The organism is Clostridium sp. Cult3 (assembly GCF_021655115.1).
In the GTDB taxonomy this organism is placed as follows: Bacteria; Bacillota; Clostridia; order Tissierellales; family Tepidimicrobiaceae; genus PPXY01.
Genome location: NZ_PPXY01000003.1, coordinates 13,865 through 28,830 on the forward strand (window position 1 = coordinate 13,865; position 14,966 = coordinate 28,830).

14 protein-coding genes are annotated in these 14,966 nt (G+C 33.4%); 1 reads left to right on the top strand and 13 read right to left on the bottom strand.

Going from position 1 to position 14,966, the window contains the following annotated elements; translation table 11 throughout:
• Positions 1 to 56 precede the first annotated feature (56 nt).
• The 9 genes from C3E88_RS00715 to C3E88_RS00755 all read right to left on the bottom strand — a co-directional run bounded on the left by C3E88_RS00715 (position 57) and on the right by C3E88_RS00755 (position 9,914).
• Positions 57 to 824 carry a LytR/AlgR family response regulator transcription factor gene (locus C3E88_RS00715; RefSeq protein ID WP_236908134.1) on the bottom strand — a complete coding sequence of 256 codons (768 nt, stop codon included), beginning with the start codon at positions 822 to 824 and terminating at the stop codon, positions 57 to 59.
• Between the two features lies 1 nt (position 825).
• Positions 826 to 2,454 (bottom strand): sensor histidine kinase, encoded by a 1,629-nt coding sequence (locus tag C3E88_RS00720; protein WP_236908135.1) that lies wholly within the window; start codon positions 2,452 to 2,454, stop codon positions 826 to 828.
• 133 nt (positions 2,455 to 2,587) lie between these two features.
• Entirely contained in the window at positions 2,588 to 4,114 is a 1,527-nt protein-coding gene (locus tag C3E88_RS00725; protein WP_236908136.1) for a hypothetical protein, read from the bottom strand.
• Between the two features lies 1 nt (position 4,115).
• Entirely contained in the window at positions 4,116 to 5,516 is a 1,401-nt protein-coding gene (locus tag C3E88_RS00730) for a sensor histidine kinase (protein ID WP_236908137.1), read from the bottom strand.
• Between the two features lie 16 nt (positions 5,517 to 5,532).
• On the bottom strand, positions 5,533 to 6,231 hold the full coding sequence (locus C3E88_RS00735) for a response regulator transcription factor (protein ID WP_236908138.1): 699 nt from the start codon (positions 6,229 to 6,231) through the stop codon (positions 5,533 to 5,535).
• Positions 6,232 to 6,286: 55 nt separating this feature from the next.
• Positions 6,287 to 7,177 carry a polysaccharide deacetylase family protein gene (locus tag C3E88_RS00740; RefSeq protein WP_236908139.1) on the bottom strand — a complete coding sequence of 297 codons (891 nt, stop codon included), beginning with the start codon at positions 7,175 to 7,177 and terminating at the stop codon, positions 6,287 to 6,289.
• Positions 7,178 to 7,328: 151 nt separating this feature from the next.
• On the bottom strand, positions 7,329 to 7,673 hold the full coding sequence (locus tag C3E88_RS00745; protein WP_236908140.1) for a hypothetical protein: 345 nt from the start codon (positions 7,671 to 7,673) through the stop codon (positions 7,329 to 7,331).
• A 67-nt stretch (positions 7,674 to 7,740) separates the two neighbouring features.
• Positions 7,741 to 9,468, bottom strand: coding sequence for an ABC transporter ATP-binding protein (locus C3E88_RS00750; protein ID WP_236908141.1), 1,728 nt, complete (start codon positions 9,466 to 9,468; stop codon positions 7,741 to 7,743).
• Entirely contained in the window at positions 9,462 to 9,914 is a 453-nt protein-coding gene (locus C3E88_RS00755) for a MarR family winged helix-turn-helix transcriptional regulator (RefSeq protein ID WP_236908142.1), read from the bottom strand. Before C3E88_RS00755 ends, C3E88_RS00750 begins: the two co-directional genes overlap by 7 nt.
• 125 nt (positions 9,915 to 10,039) lie before the next feature.
• Here C3E88_RS00755 and C3E88_RS00760 point away from each other — a divergent pair, with 125 nt between their 5' ends.
• Positions 10,040 to 11,209 carry an MFS transporter gene (locus tag C3E88_RS00760; protein WP_236908143.1) on the top strand — a complete coding sequence of 390 codons (1,170 nt, stop codon included), beginning with the start codon at positions 10,040 to 10,042 and terminating at the stop codon, positions 11,207 to 11,209.
• On the opposite strand, the gene C3E88_RS00765 is transcribed toward C3E88_RS00760, so the two are convergent.
• Genes C3E88_RS00765 through C3E88_RS00780 form a run of 4 tightly spaced genes read right to left on the bottom strand, consistent with a single transcriptional unit; the run spans position 11,206 to position 14,962 of the window.
• Positions 11,206 to 13,107 carry a hypothetical protein gene (locus tag C3E88_RS00765; RefSeq protein WP_236908144.1) on the bottom strand — a complete coding sequence of 634 codons (1,902 nt, stop codon included), beginning with the start codon at positions 13,105 to 13,107 and terminating at the stop codon, positions 11,206 to 11,208. The genes C3E88_RS00760 and C3E88_RS00765 overlap by 4 nt on opposite strands.
• Positions 13,108 to 13,119: 12 nt before the next feature.
• On the bottom strand, positions 13,120 to 13,287 hold the full coding sequence (locus C3E88_RS00770; RefSeq protein WP_236908145.1) for a hypothetical protein: 168 nt from the start codon (positions 13,285 to 13,287) through the stop codon (positions 13,120 to 13,122).
• A gap of 53 nt (positions 13,288 to 13,340) precedes the next feature.
• Complete coding sequence (locus C3E88_RS00775) at positions 13,341 to 14,078, bottom strand: helix-turn-helix domain-containing protein (RefSeq protein ID WP_236908146.1); 738 nt, start codon at positions 14,076 to 14,078, stop codon at positions 13,341 to 13,343.
• Between the two features lie 35 nt (positions 14,079 to 14,113).
• Positions 14,114 to 14,962: an alpha/beta hydrolase gene (locus tag C3E88_RS00780; protein WP_236908147.1), complete on the bottom strand. Its 849-nt coding sequence runs from the start codon at positions 14,960 to 14,962 to the stop codon at positions 14,114 to 14,116.
• Positions 14,963 to 14,966 lie beyond the last annotated feature (4 nt).

A 14,966-nucleotide genomic window follows, 5' to 3' on the forward strand; every position in this document is an offset into this window, starting at 1 on the left:
TAAGATGCATAAAGTTAAGGATGAAATGCATTATATAGGGATGAAATGCATGTGGATTAGTCTATATTCATCAATTTTTTGAAGGCTTTGGATTGGCTTCTACTGACAGGTATCTTCTTATCAGAATTTTTTAGTACTACATTGAAGGTAGAATTAAACCAGGGTTCTATGACCTCTACATAATCTAAATTGATAAGGAAGGATTTATGACTTCTAAAAAAGCTATACTTGTCCAACTTTTCACAAAGCTCGCTTAAAGTATATTTAACTTGAAACTTTCCCTTTGTACTTACAATTATTGTATTTTTACCCTCTATGGTAGCATATATTATATCCTTTGGATCTAGCGGAATCAATTTTCCAACATGGTATACGCAAATTTTAGCAATAGTTTGTTGATCTTTAGAACTCAAATCATATAGCAAATTATCTAGTTTAACTAAATATTCCTCATTGCCTTTTCCTATATTAAATATGATCCTTTTCATTGCCTTTTCCAATCGTTCTTCTGAAACTGGCTTTAATATGTAATCCATAGCATTTACCTCAAAGGCTTCTAGGGCATATTTTTCATAAGCTGTCACAAATACTATATAAGGCTTATGCTGACTAACTAGGATCTTTCTTGCTACATCCATTCCATTTAGTATGGGCATCTGTATATCTAAGAAAATTAAATCAGGCATTAATTTTTCATTTAATTCTAAAGCTTCCACTCCATGGGATGCTTCTCCTATAATTTCTATGTCATTAAATTTTTCTAGGGTATATATTAACTCCTGTCGAGCTGGAGTTTCATCATCTACAACTATGGTTCTAATCATCCTACAACCTCCTTACTTCTTTAGGAACTTTCATCTTCACAGTTGTACCACAACCTAATTTACTTTCTATTATCAATCCATGATCCTCGCCATATTTGTTTTTAAGCCTATGATTGACATTTTTTAAACCAATACTAGTGGAATCATCTTTACCGTCAAATAAGGATCTCAAAAGTTCCTCCTCCATTCCCACTCCATTATCTTTTACTATAAGCTCCGTTTCTCTTCCATTATCTAGAGCTATTATCTCTACAGTACCCCCTTCCACCTTTTCAAAGATCCCATGCTTAACTGCATTTTCTACTATAGGTTGAAGTAGTAGCGGTGGTAATGAACAATCTATACCTTCTGGTATATTATATATAATATTCAATTTATCTCCAAATCTTGCTTTTTCAATTTCCAGATAGGATTTGATAGTTTCAATTTCCCTATTTAGAGTCACTTCCCTTTCGCTTTCCTGAAGATTATTCCTAAAATAATTACTAAGGTGAATTAATAGTCTTCTAGCTTCATCGGGTTTAGTTCTCGTTAGGGAGATTATAGTATTTATTGCATTAAATAAAAAATGCGGATTTATTTGAGATTGTAGTGCTTTTAGTTCAGCTTTTGCTAGCAATTCCGACTGGTAGTCTATTCTGCTCAGTTCGATTTGAGTTGAAAATAGATGACCTAATCCTAAGGCTAATTCAAATTCCACTTTGTTAATGGCATTTTCTTTATCTTTGTACATTTTTAATGTACCTACTACTTTATCCCCTTCCTTTAAAGGGATGATTATAGCTGACTTGAGTTTGCAATCCCTTTTATCACAGCCAATTTCCTCCTTACTGTTGGCAGCAATATATTTACCTTCTTTTAATACCTTTTTAGTCAAGTTAGTCCTAATAGGATTACCTGATAGGTGATGATCTTCTCCTATACCTACATGGGCCAATATTCTTTCCGAATCCGTAAGGGCTATAGCCTTAAAATCAGTCATATCCTTTATAATATTAGCTACTTCATTGGCAGTTGTTTCGTTTAAACCCTTTCTAAAATATATCAAAGTCCTGTTAGCAATCTTTAAGGCTAATTGAGCTTGATAGGCTTCTGCCGTTTCTATATCTTTAAAAATACCATAGATTATGGATATGCATACGGCTATACCTAATCCATTAGCATTTATCATTGGTATCCCTATTATTTTGACCAATTCCCAAGCTTCTGAAAAGGGTTTAGAAAAGATTAGTATGATTATCATCTGCAATACTTCTGCTATGATTCCAGCTATAAAAGCAAAAGTAAATTTATTGTCGGATCTATCTATTTTTTTCTTTAAAAAACCGGACATAATTCCTTCAACAAAGGTTGAAAGGCCACAGGAAATTGCAGTGAAACCACCTATATCAATTAAAAATCTATGGCCTCCAGCTATGAGCCCTGATAAGGTTCCAACTACAGGACCTCCTAATAGACCGCCAACGAATACACCAATTACCCGTGCATTAGCAATGGCACCCCTTATAGGGATGCCTGTATAGGTACCTATGATGCCATAGATGCCAAATATAATGGACAATATTATCTTATCCTTTACATTGATATTCTGTTTTACTACCAACTTTCTAAAGAATTTTACTCGAGTCATAATGAACGCTAGTAGCATAATCAATCCTACACGGCTAATTAAGTTTTGGAAAAGTATTAGTAGCAGTGGTAACACCCCTTTATCCTTACTTTTATTATATTATAGCATGAATTTCATTAAGAAGTTGATATAATTACTTCAAATCTTCAATGGGGATTGCTTCATTTCTTAGAAACTCCTCTTCCCACATGACTGGGTACCTGCCTACGGCCCACTCTGCCATGATTATCTTTTCTGCTGCTTCTAATTTTATCTTTGCTATAGGTTCATATCCTATATCCCCTCCATCTATAGGATAGATCATCATGCTATTATGAGTTACAACAACCGCTATATCCTCTGCTGGCGAAGTGAAAGCATCTATGGCTTCTGGAACCCTAGATTTAATAGCATTCCAAGGTATGGAAAGCTCATCATAGTGGACTACTTCCTTTGAGGGGATTGCCCGTATATTAAAGTTTTTGTAACTATAGTTTCCATCTTGAATAAAATTCACTCGACCCTTGTATATCCAATGACCGTTTCTTCTAAATAGACCAAAGCTCTCCTCATTAGGCCTTAAATCTATGGAACTATATCTATATTTATTGTCCTCAGTCAATATCACCTTGTTGCCTTCATCTAAGAATGAAGTTTGGCCAGCTTCTCCAGCTACATCGGATATCTTAATAGGATTGCCTTTGCCTATATTATCTATTAGATATAGCTCCAATAATCTTTCTCCTTTGTTCAAATAGTTTACCTTTTCTATAGATATATAATCATTACCAACATATAGTATATTCTTAAGGGTGTTTTCTTCTACTTCTTTTTCTTCCCCTTTATCAGTCTTATCTGTATCCTGCCTATCTAAATCCTTGTTCTTTTTCAATGGATAGGCAAGAATTTTGTCATTGACCTTATCATCATTCTCTTCCCTATGAACATTTACCTTCCAGAAACCAGTCTTTCTTGGTAAAAAGATATCTTCCATTTCGTATAAACCTACCACTTCCTTGTCGTAACTTCTTATTAATATGGTTCTATAGTTCCATTTTTCCTTTTTTTCATATCTCTCATCTAGATCAAGGGATTTAAGCCCTATGAGAAGTGAGGAATTAGTACTTTGGCTGTCAGTTAAACTATCCATCCTAAACATGGTCTTTTCCTCATAAAAAAATTCAGCTATATCCTCATCTTTCAATTCCTCAGATACTAGTTTTAAATAAAAGAATATGCCCTCAATGTTTACGATGATCCTATCCTCCGATTCCTTTATGAACTCATAGAAAAATTGATCCTTGCTCATAATGGATACTATTTGGATCTCGTCTTTATCTATGTTTAAAAAATCTGGGTTTGTCTTATATTGATATAAAATATAGTCTGATGCAACGACATTTTTGGTTTTGAAGATAGGCTCTTCACAGTAATCATCTCCTAATGCAACGAAATCTCCATGAAATATAGCCTCCTTACCTAAATAGGATTTGATTATTTCTTCATCTTCTTCATCGTTGCTAGGGGCTTTATAATCCTCTATTATCCATTTACCGTAGATAGGTAAGGATTCATTTTTCGGTGCAACTATAGTATCGCTTATTTCAATTTCACCTATATTACAGGATGTGAGTAATAGTAAAGAGATTGTAAGTATAGATATCAATAAGATTTTTCTCATATTAGCTCCTCCCTTCTATTGGAAGGAATACAGAAATACTGGTGCCTTCCTCTAACTTGCTATCAATTTTAATGGACCCACCGTGTAGTTTTACGATCTCATCGCATATGGAAAGACCTAGACCACTATGGGATTTGCTATTTTTGCCCTTATAAAACTTTTCAGTAATATAGGGCAGATCCTCTTCTGAAATTCCACAGCCAGTGTCTACTACCTGGATTAATATATTGTTTTCACATTTAGTAGCCTTCAACTCTACCTGTCCACCATCGGGAGTAAACTTAAAAGCATTATCCATTAGATTTATCAAAACCTGTTTAATCCTATTTTCATCAGCAATTATAATTGGCAGATCCTCTTGGCAGTAAACACTAAATACCATGTTTCTATCTTTGGCCCTAGGCGAAAATTGTTTTGCTACCTGCTTTATGGAATCACATACTTGTACTTCACTTTTCTCCAGGGTAATTCTGCCAGAGACAAATCTGGAAAAGTCTAGTAGTTCTTCTACCATATTGGATAATCTATCGCTTTCCTTTTCTATAATATCTAATCCATCTGCTAATAATTGTTTGTCATTTAGTTCTTCTGCTTTTAGAGTAATAGCCCAACCCTTAATGGAGGTTAGGGGGGTTCTTAGTTCGTGAGATATGGAAGATATGAAATCATTTTTTAACTGTTCTTTTTTGATCAATTCCTCTGCCATATAGTTTAGGGTGTCAGAAAGCCTTCCTATTTCATCATCAAATTTCTTTTCAGATCTAATTTTCAGTTGTCCATCTGCCATTTTTTCTGCTACATCTGTTACTTCTTTTAATGGCTTAACTATGGTATCGGCAAGGAAAAGGCTTACCATTCCAGAGATTGCTACTACTATAGCTCCTACCAGCAACAATATCATAGCAATATTTCTAATTATCCTATTGGTCTCCTTTAAGGAGGATATGAACCTTAATACTCCTACGGTTTCTCCCTCTACTATCAAAGGATTGGATACTGCCATTACTTGGAATGAGGAGTAATCTACATTGCCTATCCAAGTTCCTTTTTCACCTTCCATGGCTTTTAATACATCGCTAGTGTTTATCATAGAGTCTAAGGAGGATGCTCCTATGGAATCCATTAGGACTTTACCTTTTAAGTCCAGTATTTGCACCTGGGCTGTTGTTTGATGCCAAAATACATCTACATCATCTATTATGATATCTTCTAAATCCGTTGAGGAAAAATATCTAGAATAAAAATCCGCTGAAAACATTATCTGATTGGAAAGTATCTCTTCTACGCTTTTATAATAGTACTGCTTTACGGCATTTACTAAAAAGGTCTCCAATATCAATACGGTAATTACAATAACTAACATAAAATTCCCTACTAACCTTTGTTTTATACTAGTTCTCATAGCTTCCTCCTAAAGTTCATTCTTTATCCCTCCATCTATATCCTACTCCCCAGACGGTTTCAATGTAGTAGGGATTGCTAGGGTCTTTCTCTACTTTAGACCTTAGCCTTCGAATGTTTACATCTACTATTTTTGAATCTCCTACAAAGTCATATCCCCATACTAGATTTAATATCTCATCCCTATTAAAGGCCTTGCCTGGATTCTCTATAAAGAGTTTTATTATTGAGTATTCTGTAGGGGTTAATTCTACCTCTTTCTGGTCTTTAAAAAATCTTCGGGAATATGTATCGATTCTAAAAGGAGGGTCTGTTATTGTGTCTAAATCACCTTCTGTTGTTAACTCCATCCTTCTAATTAATGATTTAACCCTTAGAACTAATTCCATTGGATTGAATGGTTTTACCATATAATCATCGGTACCGTATTCAAGGCCCATAATCTTGTCTATATCTTGGGATTTGGCTGTTAGCATTATTATTCCTATCCTTGGTAACTCTTGCCGTAATATTTTACATACCTCAAATCCATCAATTCCTGGTAACATAATATCCAGTACTACTACATCTATGGATTCAGTTCTCGCAATATCGATCCCTTTTTCTCCAGTATCTGCCTCTAGAACTACAAATCCATTCCTTTCTAAATTTATTCTAACAAATTTTCTTATATGTTCTTCATCCTCTACTATGAGGATTTTATTGTTTATCGTCATACAATGTACCTCCAATAAAATTATTAAAAATAATTGCTGTTAGGGATAACAGCAATTATTTTAGAACATCAAATTCATAGCCACTTTGTTGTAAGTATTCTATAATTTCTGGTAATGCAGCTACTGTAGTCTTTTTTGCTCCCATATCATGCATGAGAACAATAAGTTTCTTTTGCCCATTAGAGGTGTTTTTTAGCCTTTGAACTAACTTGTTCTTTGGAATATTATGCCCTTCTGCATCACCATTTAATGCATTCCAGTCATAGTAGCTATATCCATTGTTTACTACTGCCTTTCTAAAAGCTGCTTTTTTATTTCCAAAGGAACCTCCTGGAAATCTGATTATCTTCGTTTCAAATTCTTCACCTAATATATTCTTCAGTACCTTTTCTGTAGTCTTTAGTTCGTTCAGAAAGTTGGTAGTGTTTTTATATATAGTTTTGTACCTATGGGAATAACTATGATTCCCTATGGCATGACCTTCTTCGTACATTCTCCTTATGGTATCCGAGTTTTGTTCTGCTAAGTTGCCTATGACAAAAAAGGTCGCCTTAACATCGTAATTCTTTAATACATCTAATATCTCTGGGGTGATTTTAGAAGGCCCATCATCAAAAGTCAAATAGGCTATTTTCTTATTCATCTCTTGTTGTTTTTGTTCTTCTTCAATTTGTTTTTTCTGTTGATATTCAATACGAGCTTTTTCTAATCTTTCCTCTTCCATTAATACCTTTTCATGTTCAAATGCCATGTTTATGGCAGACTTTTCGGACATTAAAAGTATACTTTCCGATAGATCTCCAGCTTCTACTACATCTGAGGCAGTTTTTTGACTGAATTTGATGGAAGTTCCAACAAAAAACAATCCAAATACTACTAAAAATGCGATAAAAAATCTTTTTCTTTGTCTTCTTTTCTTAATTTTTAAAACTTGTGCCCTAGTCATTTATGTCACCCCTTGTCCAAAATCATCTTTATAGCTATTATATTGTCTTTATACCCTATATATAGGATACTATAGAACAAAAAATTATTCACTACAAAGTTATGAATAAATTGTTACAAATCCGTTACAAAGTATGTTGTAGAAGTAATGACTAGTACCACGGTGCATGATAACCTGGTCCATAGCTATAGGGGTTAGTTCTTCGTAATAATTCTGATAACAATATTATGGAAATTATATCCCGTACCAATCTTCGCCTACCGTAAAAAGGTCTTTGCATAGCCCTATATCGGGAACTTCTACTCCTTCTTTCTGCAGGGTCATCGTCTATTTCTTGGCACTCCATTGCCATCTTTTGGTATACCTCATCTACCATTTTTTCCATGTCCTTATCTGTTATATCTTCCATGGATTCCTTGTCTTCTAAATGTCTATTTACCGTATCTATTACTTTTGGATAAATTCTATAGTACAGTTCTGGATAGTTTAAATTCATAATAAAACCTCCCCATATATACTCTCTATATAATATGCATGGGGAGGCGTTTTTGACACTACTTTTTTTATGATACCAGTTCTTTGAACTGGGATTTGTATAGTTTAGCATATATATTGTCTTGTTCTAATAATTCCTCATGGCTTCCTCTTTCCTCAATGCCTTCATTGGTTAATACTAGTATTTCATCTGCATTTTTAATGGTTGATAATCTATGGGCTATTATCAATGTGGTTCGTCCTTTTGCTAGTTCTTCTAGAGATTGTTGTATTAATATTTCTGTTGCATTGTCTAGAGCTGAGGTAGCTTCATCTAATATCAATATTGGTGGATCCTTTAGGAACAATCTTGCTATGGATATTCGCTGCTTTTGTCCACCAGAAAGCTTCACACCTTTTTCTCCAATATAGGTATCGTATCCATTAGGTAAACTCATTATGAAGTCATGGATTCGAGCTTTCTTAGCTGCTTCAACTACATCTTCTTCTGGTTTAGTAGGGTCTCCATAGGAAATATTGTCTGCTATGGTTCCAGTGAATAAAAATACATCCTGTTGAACTAGTCCTATATTTCCTCTAAGGGATTTTAGTTTAATATCCTTGATATCGTGCCCATCTATCAATATCTCCCCTTCATTTGTATCGTAAAATCTAGGGATTAGATGACAGAGGGTTGTTTTGCCTGCTCCTGAAGGTCCTACTATGGCTACGGTTTTTCCTGCTTGGATATTTAGATTTAAATTGGATAAAACCCTATCTTCCCCATTGGTATAGCTAAAGGATACGTCTTTGAATTGAATCTGCCCTTCTATATCTACAAGATCTATAGCATCTTCTTTATCCACTATATCCGGTTCAATGTTCATCACTTCCATAAACCTTTCAAATCCAGTCATTCCATCCTGATATTGTTGGATAAAATCTGCTAGCCTTCTAATCGGTTGCATGAAGAAGTTTACATATAATGTATAGGCCAATAAATCCCCTAGATCTATAAAATCTCTATATACAAAGTATCCACCTAGGCTGATTACTACTAAGTTTAAGATGTTTGTCATAAGGCCTATTCCCGCCACAAATTCTGCCATGGCTTTGTAGGATTGTTTCCTTGCATCTTTAAATAGACTATTTCCTTCATCAAACTTTTCAATTTCATAGTCCTCATTGGTAAAAGATTTTGCTACTCGAACACCAGATATACTATTTTCCAATTGGGCGTTTACATCGGCTATTTTTCTTCTAACCTGTCTAAATGATTCTTCCATCTTTTTTCTTTTGGATATGGCAAACCAAATCATTAGGGGGATGAAGGAGAATATAACTAATGTAAGTCTCCATTCTATCCTCATAAGAAGGATAAAGGAACCTATTAGCATTACCAGGGAAATAAACAAATCCTCCGGTCCATGATGGGCTAACTCCGTAATATCCCTCAAATCATTTACCAATCTAGACATTATATGGCCTGTCTGGGTGTTGTCATAGTAACTGAAGGGTAGAGTCTGTAGATGAGAAAATAAATCTCTTCTCATATCGTGTTCTATATAAACTCCTAGAACATGTCCCCAATAGGATACGATATAGTAACTAATGTATCTTAATATAAACAAAAATGCCATGATAATGGTCCATCTAATCAGCAGGTCCATTCTTCCTCCAGGAATTATAACATTGACTATATTCCTTGAAACCATAGGGAACACCAGGTCAAATATGGATATTAAAAAAGCAAAGAACATATCTATGAAAAATAGCTTTTTGTGGGGCTTATAATAGGATATAAATTTTTTTAGCAAATCTGCTCACCCTCCTTTAGATTATTATATAATATGATTAAATTGTTTAATAGAGCATCTATTTCCTCTTCTTCCATCTTCTCTAGAGCTTTGAAAGTAGCCCTATTGCTCCGTTCCTCCCTAATAGCATGGATTAAATCCTCACCTTTTACAGTAATCACAACCCTAGTGATCCTTCTATCCTCTGTGTCTCCAATTCTCTCCACTAATCCCTTCTCTTCTAAACGAGAAACTTTTTCTGATATGGTGTTTTGAGCTCTATTGAATTTATCAGATAAGTCGTTGATAGTAGGGGATTGTTCTGAAAGGTCTAAATGGACCAATAGGTGGTATTGATCATAGGTCAGACCGTATTCTTGGGCTATTTGATGTCCTTTTAGGTGAATTATACTGTTGCACTCCCTAATATAATAGGAAATAGATTCGGATCTTTGTTGTATATTCATAAGTATAGCCTCCATTTTTTAATTTCGTCCATCTAATATATCGCCCTACGATATTATATCATCTTTATTTCTTTTTTGCAATTATAATATATAATGTATTTAATACATATTTTAAGGAGGAAGATATGAATTTGATTTTGATGTTTTTTACTACTTTTTTTATTCAACTGATTATAGCTGTGGAGATGAATATTATTGCCCCTTTAGCTCCTTATCTAGCTAAATATTTTAATATAAGGGATAGTTCGGTATTACTGTTTAATATAGGTTTTTCCCTTGTAGGTTTACTGGTACCTTTTTTGGGGGCTTTTGCAGATAAATATGGTAAAAAGAGGAGCATAATTATATCCTTAGTATTCTTTGTCAGTGGGGCTATTATTAGTGGATTTTCGAAATACCCTATTTTATTTGCTATAGGCCGAGTGTTTATAGGGATAGGATACTTTTCCCTTAGTGGCAGCTGTCTTTCCTATTTAAGTGAATTTGTACCTTATGAGTCCAGGGGAAAAGCTTCAGGACTATTAAGGGTAGCTTTTGGTGCTGCTATTCTATTTAGCCCCCTATATGCTACCAATTTGATTGCTAAGTTTGATAGTCTAATCAGCGTATATCTACCCCTTGCAATTGTAGGTATGGTGACTTTAGTATTGATGCTAAGATTACCTGAAACCAAGAAGAACAAGAAGGTCCAAGTGGAAATTAAGGAATTAATATCTATGTTAAGAAAACCTGTTAATTTTAAAAGTCTATTGATTGCATTTTTATTTTTATCTACTCCCCTACTATTGATGTCCTTTTTGGGGATATATCTATCCAATAACTATGGTTTTAATCAACTAACTATTGGATATGCTTATACAATAATCGCCATTGGAACCATGTTGGGAGTGGTTATAGCTTTTATGTTTACCGATAGAATCGGCAAGGAAAGATTGACTAGATTGTCTTATAGCCTTGTCTTTTGTGCTCTAATCCTTTTAATATTCTTAAATAATCCATATCTAATCATTGGATCTATGATATTTATGTCCATGGGATTGGATGCAGGATGGACTGCTTATCAAACTCTGCTGTCAGAACTAGAGCCTAAAAAAAGAGGTATATTTATGAGTTTGTTGTACACTACAAACGCTGTAGCTGTAACCATATACTCTCTTCTGGGGCCTCTACTATATAATTTAGGAGGATATAAATTGTTGATTGGAGTAGCCATAATGACTAATTTTATTGGACTAATAATGTTATACAGTATGTCCTTAGAAGATATAATAGCTAATAAAAATCAAACCCTCTAGGAATTGGAGGGTTTAGTTGTTCTATTATATATTAGTAGAGATATTAGGTAGTGGATCATGTATATAAAAGTTATCATTCCAGTATCATTGATTATAAAGCCAATGATACTAACTAACAATATAGTATATCCTATCCTATTTAGATTAGATTTATCTCCCTTTAGCAGACTTTTTAAGGAAATAATCTGGGAGATAATTACTATACTAAAGGGTGGTAATAGTGTCAACTTTAACAGTTCCCTAGCCTTGACCTTAAACATGTCTAGAAATTCACCAAATCCAAAGGTTTTAATCCTTACCAAAAAGTTTATGGCATGACTTTTTTCATTGCTATGGTAGTCGAAGTACATATTGATTCCAAATATCAATATTCCTACAAAAACTAGTAGGATTATATTATAGATACTCAAATTTTCTTCCAATAGATTTGTATATATCATGATCAAAAACAATGCTACTGAGGTAATAAAACCTCCAGTATTTGCACCATAATTCGCTGACAATGCTACCATATTGACTAAAAAGAACAATATGCAAACCATGTAATCTACAAACTTATTAGGCATCAATTCTTTAATAAAATAATAGCTAATAATGGAGCTAACTAATAATACTCCCATGATCCCATTGTTAAAACCATAATACCTGGCACCATAGAATAGATTGTTAAAACCTATATAGGAATTATATATAAGCTCTGGATAGAAAAATATTCCCAAAAGTATTATTCCATAGGTAAAGGTAGCAAATAATCCTATGGTGTTTATCTCCTTATCTGCCATATATACCGTTATGATATAGGTAACCAATAGGTTTATAAATAGGTATAGAACTATATTTATATGAAGACTGGATAGACCCATCAATAGGGATATAAATATATTTACTATAATAAAACTATTGTATAGATTTAAGTCTTCGAATTTATCCTTTCTATTTTTATATATATAATAGGCAGAATAGACTTGCATAAAGTATACCAGCCCGTGAAATATAGAGGCAATCCAGATTAAGTTTATGGTCTTTTTAAATAGTTGTTGAGCTAATTTAAACTGACCTTCCTCTGGCTCTATATGGATGAAGTTTCCTATGGATTTAGGGCTTTCCATATCATTTGTATGAAGCAATTGAACAAACAGGTCTTCTACCGTTATGAATCCTTCTCTTTTGGTGGAAGATGAGGTTATCAGACCTTTATCGTTGCCATCAACATATATTACAGGGGCTAAATTTTTATTGAGTATATACTTCATATCCGATGATACATTTTTTGGGATTAACAATATATTGTGTTCTCTGTATTGTCTTATATACTTCTTTAATAATTCAATTCTATGATCGGATTCTTCCACATCATAGGAAAGAACCAGTACATTAGATTTAGCTAGATGATAGTCAGTTTTTTCTTCTAACCATTTAATATCATAGTTTATTTCAATTTCCCCAGATTCAATATTTCCATCTTTATCAGCAGCTATTATAGCTGAAGAATTGTCCCCTATATATGAAATATCCTTGCCTTTCAGTTTTTCTCCTAATATATCTAGTTTGATCCTCTTGTTCTTACCCATTAGATTCTTTAACATTTCCTGAAAACCTGCCACATGGATGGTCCCATCTGTAGTCTTATAAAGCCCTCTATAGTCCTCGGACTTTATACCTACTTTTCTACCTGTAGCTATGGAGAAATAAAAGCTTTCATCTCCATAGGGTTTTCTTGTCTTTATATTCATAAACCCAATGCCAAAACCATCATCAGCAAAAAGCTTTTCGATATCTTCGAAGCTTAATTCATCTAACAGGATCAATATGGTCTTGTCTTGGCTAGCATAAGAAATATTAGAGGATGAAAATATTAATATTAGTGCTAATAGTAAAATTATGCTATTTCTTTTCATATAGACACCCTTTTAATAAATGATATAGTTGATTATACAGAGAGTTCCTAATACGATTGAGAATACCCCTAATAGCGCCCTGTATTTGCTCATGTAACTAGTCTTATCTATTTCTATTTTTTCGATATTTCTTTCATTGCCTACTCTTTTTATTGTATACTTCTGACCCAATATTAACATAAAACCTAATAGTAAAAACAAAAGCCCTAATACCAACAAGTTTAGCACCTCATTTAAATAATATTATCTATATGATTTTCTAGTTCTAGTACCCTTTCATCTTTAAACATGATATTATTGCTAATACTTCTAGCTATATTAAATTGACCTAATTTATAATGGGATAGTGCCTTATAATAAAGTAAGCTATCTTCCCTTTCAATTAGTCCAGCCAAATTATAATAAACTATGGACATTGGATAATTTTCATCCATGAAATAGGCTTTGCCTATAGATATATAGGATTCTTTAATCTTATTCTCATCTTCTTCCTTTCCATAATACAATAGACTATAAGAAAAATGGGTTATAGCACAACTATATAGTCCATTCCTATAGAGAACCTTTCCTTTTTGATCCAATGCCCTGGCTAATATATCTCTTAATTGGTATTTGTTAGATAAGTATATTATCTTATAAAGTTCCCTATAGTTTTGTATTTTATTGTTTTCCCTTTGCTTACTTATATTGTTTAACCATTCTAAGCATTTTTCTCGGGCTATATCCTTCTCGTTTTTTACAAAATAGGAAGCTGTCAGATTTAGGTCTATTCCCACTTCCTTGGCTCTATTGTTTAGAACTTCTGCAAGATAGGTAGCATTGATAATACTTATGCGCCTTTTGCCATTTTCAAACATAGATATGTAGTTTTTTGACATATTTTTCCCTACTAAATCCTCTTGAGTTAATCCTAATTTTTTCCTAATATTTCTAAGCCTTTGTCCTGGCTCTAGTATTGTAAATTCTTCCATTTGGATCTCCTCCAAACCTTATCCCTTTTTAGTATCTATATAGAAAAGCTATTGAAACTAATATCAGCTTTTTTGTATAGCCAATTTATCATATCGAATAGGATTTTATCCCTTTCCTTTTCATTTAATATTTCGTGATATAGATCATCATATATCTTAATTTCCTTATCTTTAGATGAAATACTATTATATAGATAGATTGCCGTCTCTTTAGGTACTATCTTATCCTTTTCTCCATGGGTTATTAAACAAGTACATCTATATTTTTCAATATTTTTTTCTATCCAATCGGTGCCCTTGACTAAAAATTGTACATAAAAATTTAGGGTTGCTTCAGTCAATACCATTGGATCCCTTTCATATTCCTCTACAACTTTTGATACGCTACATATATCCTTGGATAGCTGGTTTTTCACTTTCATATTTGGAAGAAATAGGTTTATAAATCTATATAGATCCCCCTTAAATCCCTCAACCTGAGGTACTCTTCTAACGGCTGCTCCAGAAAATATCTGACCTTCCAGTCTATTAGGATATTGAATGCCATATAAGCAGGTGACAAATCCACCCATACTATGGCCTAACATGAATAGGGGTGTATCCGGGTTTTCCTTTTTGATTAGATCAACCATTTCATCTGCATCCTTAGCAAAATCCATGAAATCTCTTATATGACCTTTTTTCGATTGGCTTCTTCCGTGGCCTCTTAGATCATATCTATATACCCCTATGTTTTCTTCCTTTAATCTTTTAGCTACATAATCATATCTACTGCAATGCTCTGCAAAGCCATGATTAATGAGTATATTGGCTACTGGCTTTTTTGGTATATCCTTTAAATAAAATAATTTAGTTCCATCCCTACATTCTAAATAGTTTCCCATTTTA

Excerpts from the sequence above, each read along its gene's own strand:
- C3E88_RS00715 (WP_236908134.1), bottom strand. The coding sequence starts at position 824 with ATGATTAGAACCATAGTTGTAGATGATGAAACTCCAGCTCGACAGGAG.
- C3E88_RS00765 (WP_236908144.1), bottom strand. The coding sequence starts at position 13,107 with ATGAAAAGAAATAGCATAATTTTACTATTAGCACTAATATTAATATTT.
- C3E88_RS00780 (WP_236908147.1), bottom strand. The coding sequence starts at position 14,962 with ATGGGAAACTATTTAGAATGTAGGGATGGAACTAAATTATTTTATTTA.
- C3E88_RS00745 (WP_236908140.1), bottom strand. The coding sequence starts at position 7,673 with ATGAATTTAAACTATCCAGAACTGTACTATAGAATTTATCCAAAAGTA.
- C3E88_RS00755 (WP_236908142.1), bottom strand. The coding sequence starts at position 9,914 with ATGAATATACAACAAAGATCCGAATCTATTTCCTATTATATTAGGGAG.
- C3E88_RS00770 (WP_236908145.1), bottom strand. The coding sequence starts at position 13,287 with ATGTTAATATTGGGTCAGAAGTATACAATAAAAAGAGTAGGCAATGAA.
- C3E88_RS00735 (WP_236908138.1), bottom strand. The coding sequence starts at position 6,231 with ATGACGATAAACAATAAAATCCTCATAGTAGAGGATGAAGAACATATA.
- C3E88_RS00775 (WP_236908146.1), bottom strand. The coding sequence starts at position 14,078 with ATGGAAGAATTTACAATACTAGAGCCAGGACAAAGGCTTAGAAATATT.
- C3E88_RS00760 (WP_236908143.1), top strand. The coding sequence starts at position 10,040 with ATGAATTTGATTTTGATGTTTTTTACTACTTTTTTTATTCAACTGATT.
- C3E88_RS00720 (WP_236908135.1), bottom strand. The coding sequence starts at position 2,454 with ATGACTCGAGTAAAATTCTTTAGAAAGTTGGTAGTAAAACAGAATATC.
- C3E88_RS00740 (WP_236908139.1), bottom strand. The coding sequence starts at position 7,177 with ATGACTAGGGCACAAGTTTTAAAAATTAAGAAAAGAAGACAAAGAAAA.
- C3E88_RS00725 (WP_236908136.1), bottom strand. The coding sequence starts at position 4,114 with ATGAGAAAAATCTTATTGATATCTATACTTACAATCTCTTTACTATTA.
- C3E88_RS00730 (WP_236908137.1), bottom strand. The coding sequence starts at position 5,516 with ATGAGAACTAGTATAAAACAAAGGTTAGTAGGGAATTTTATGTTAGTT.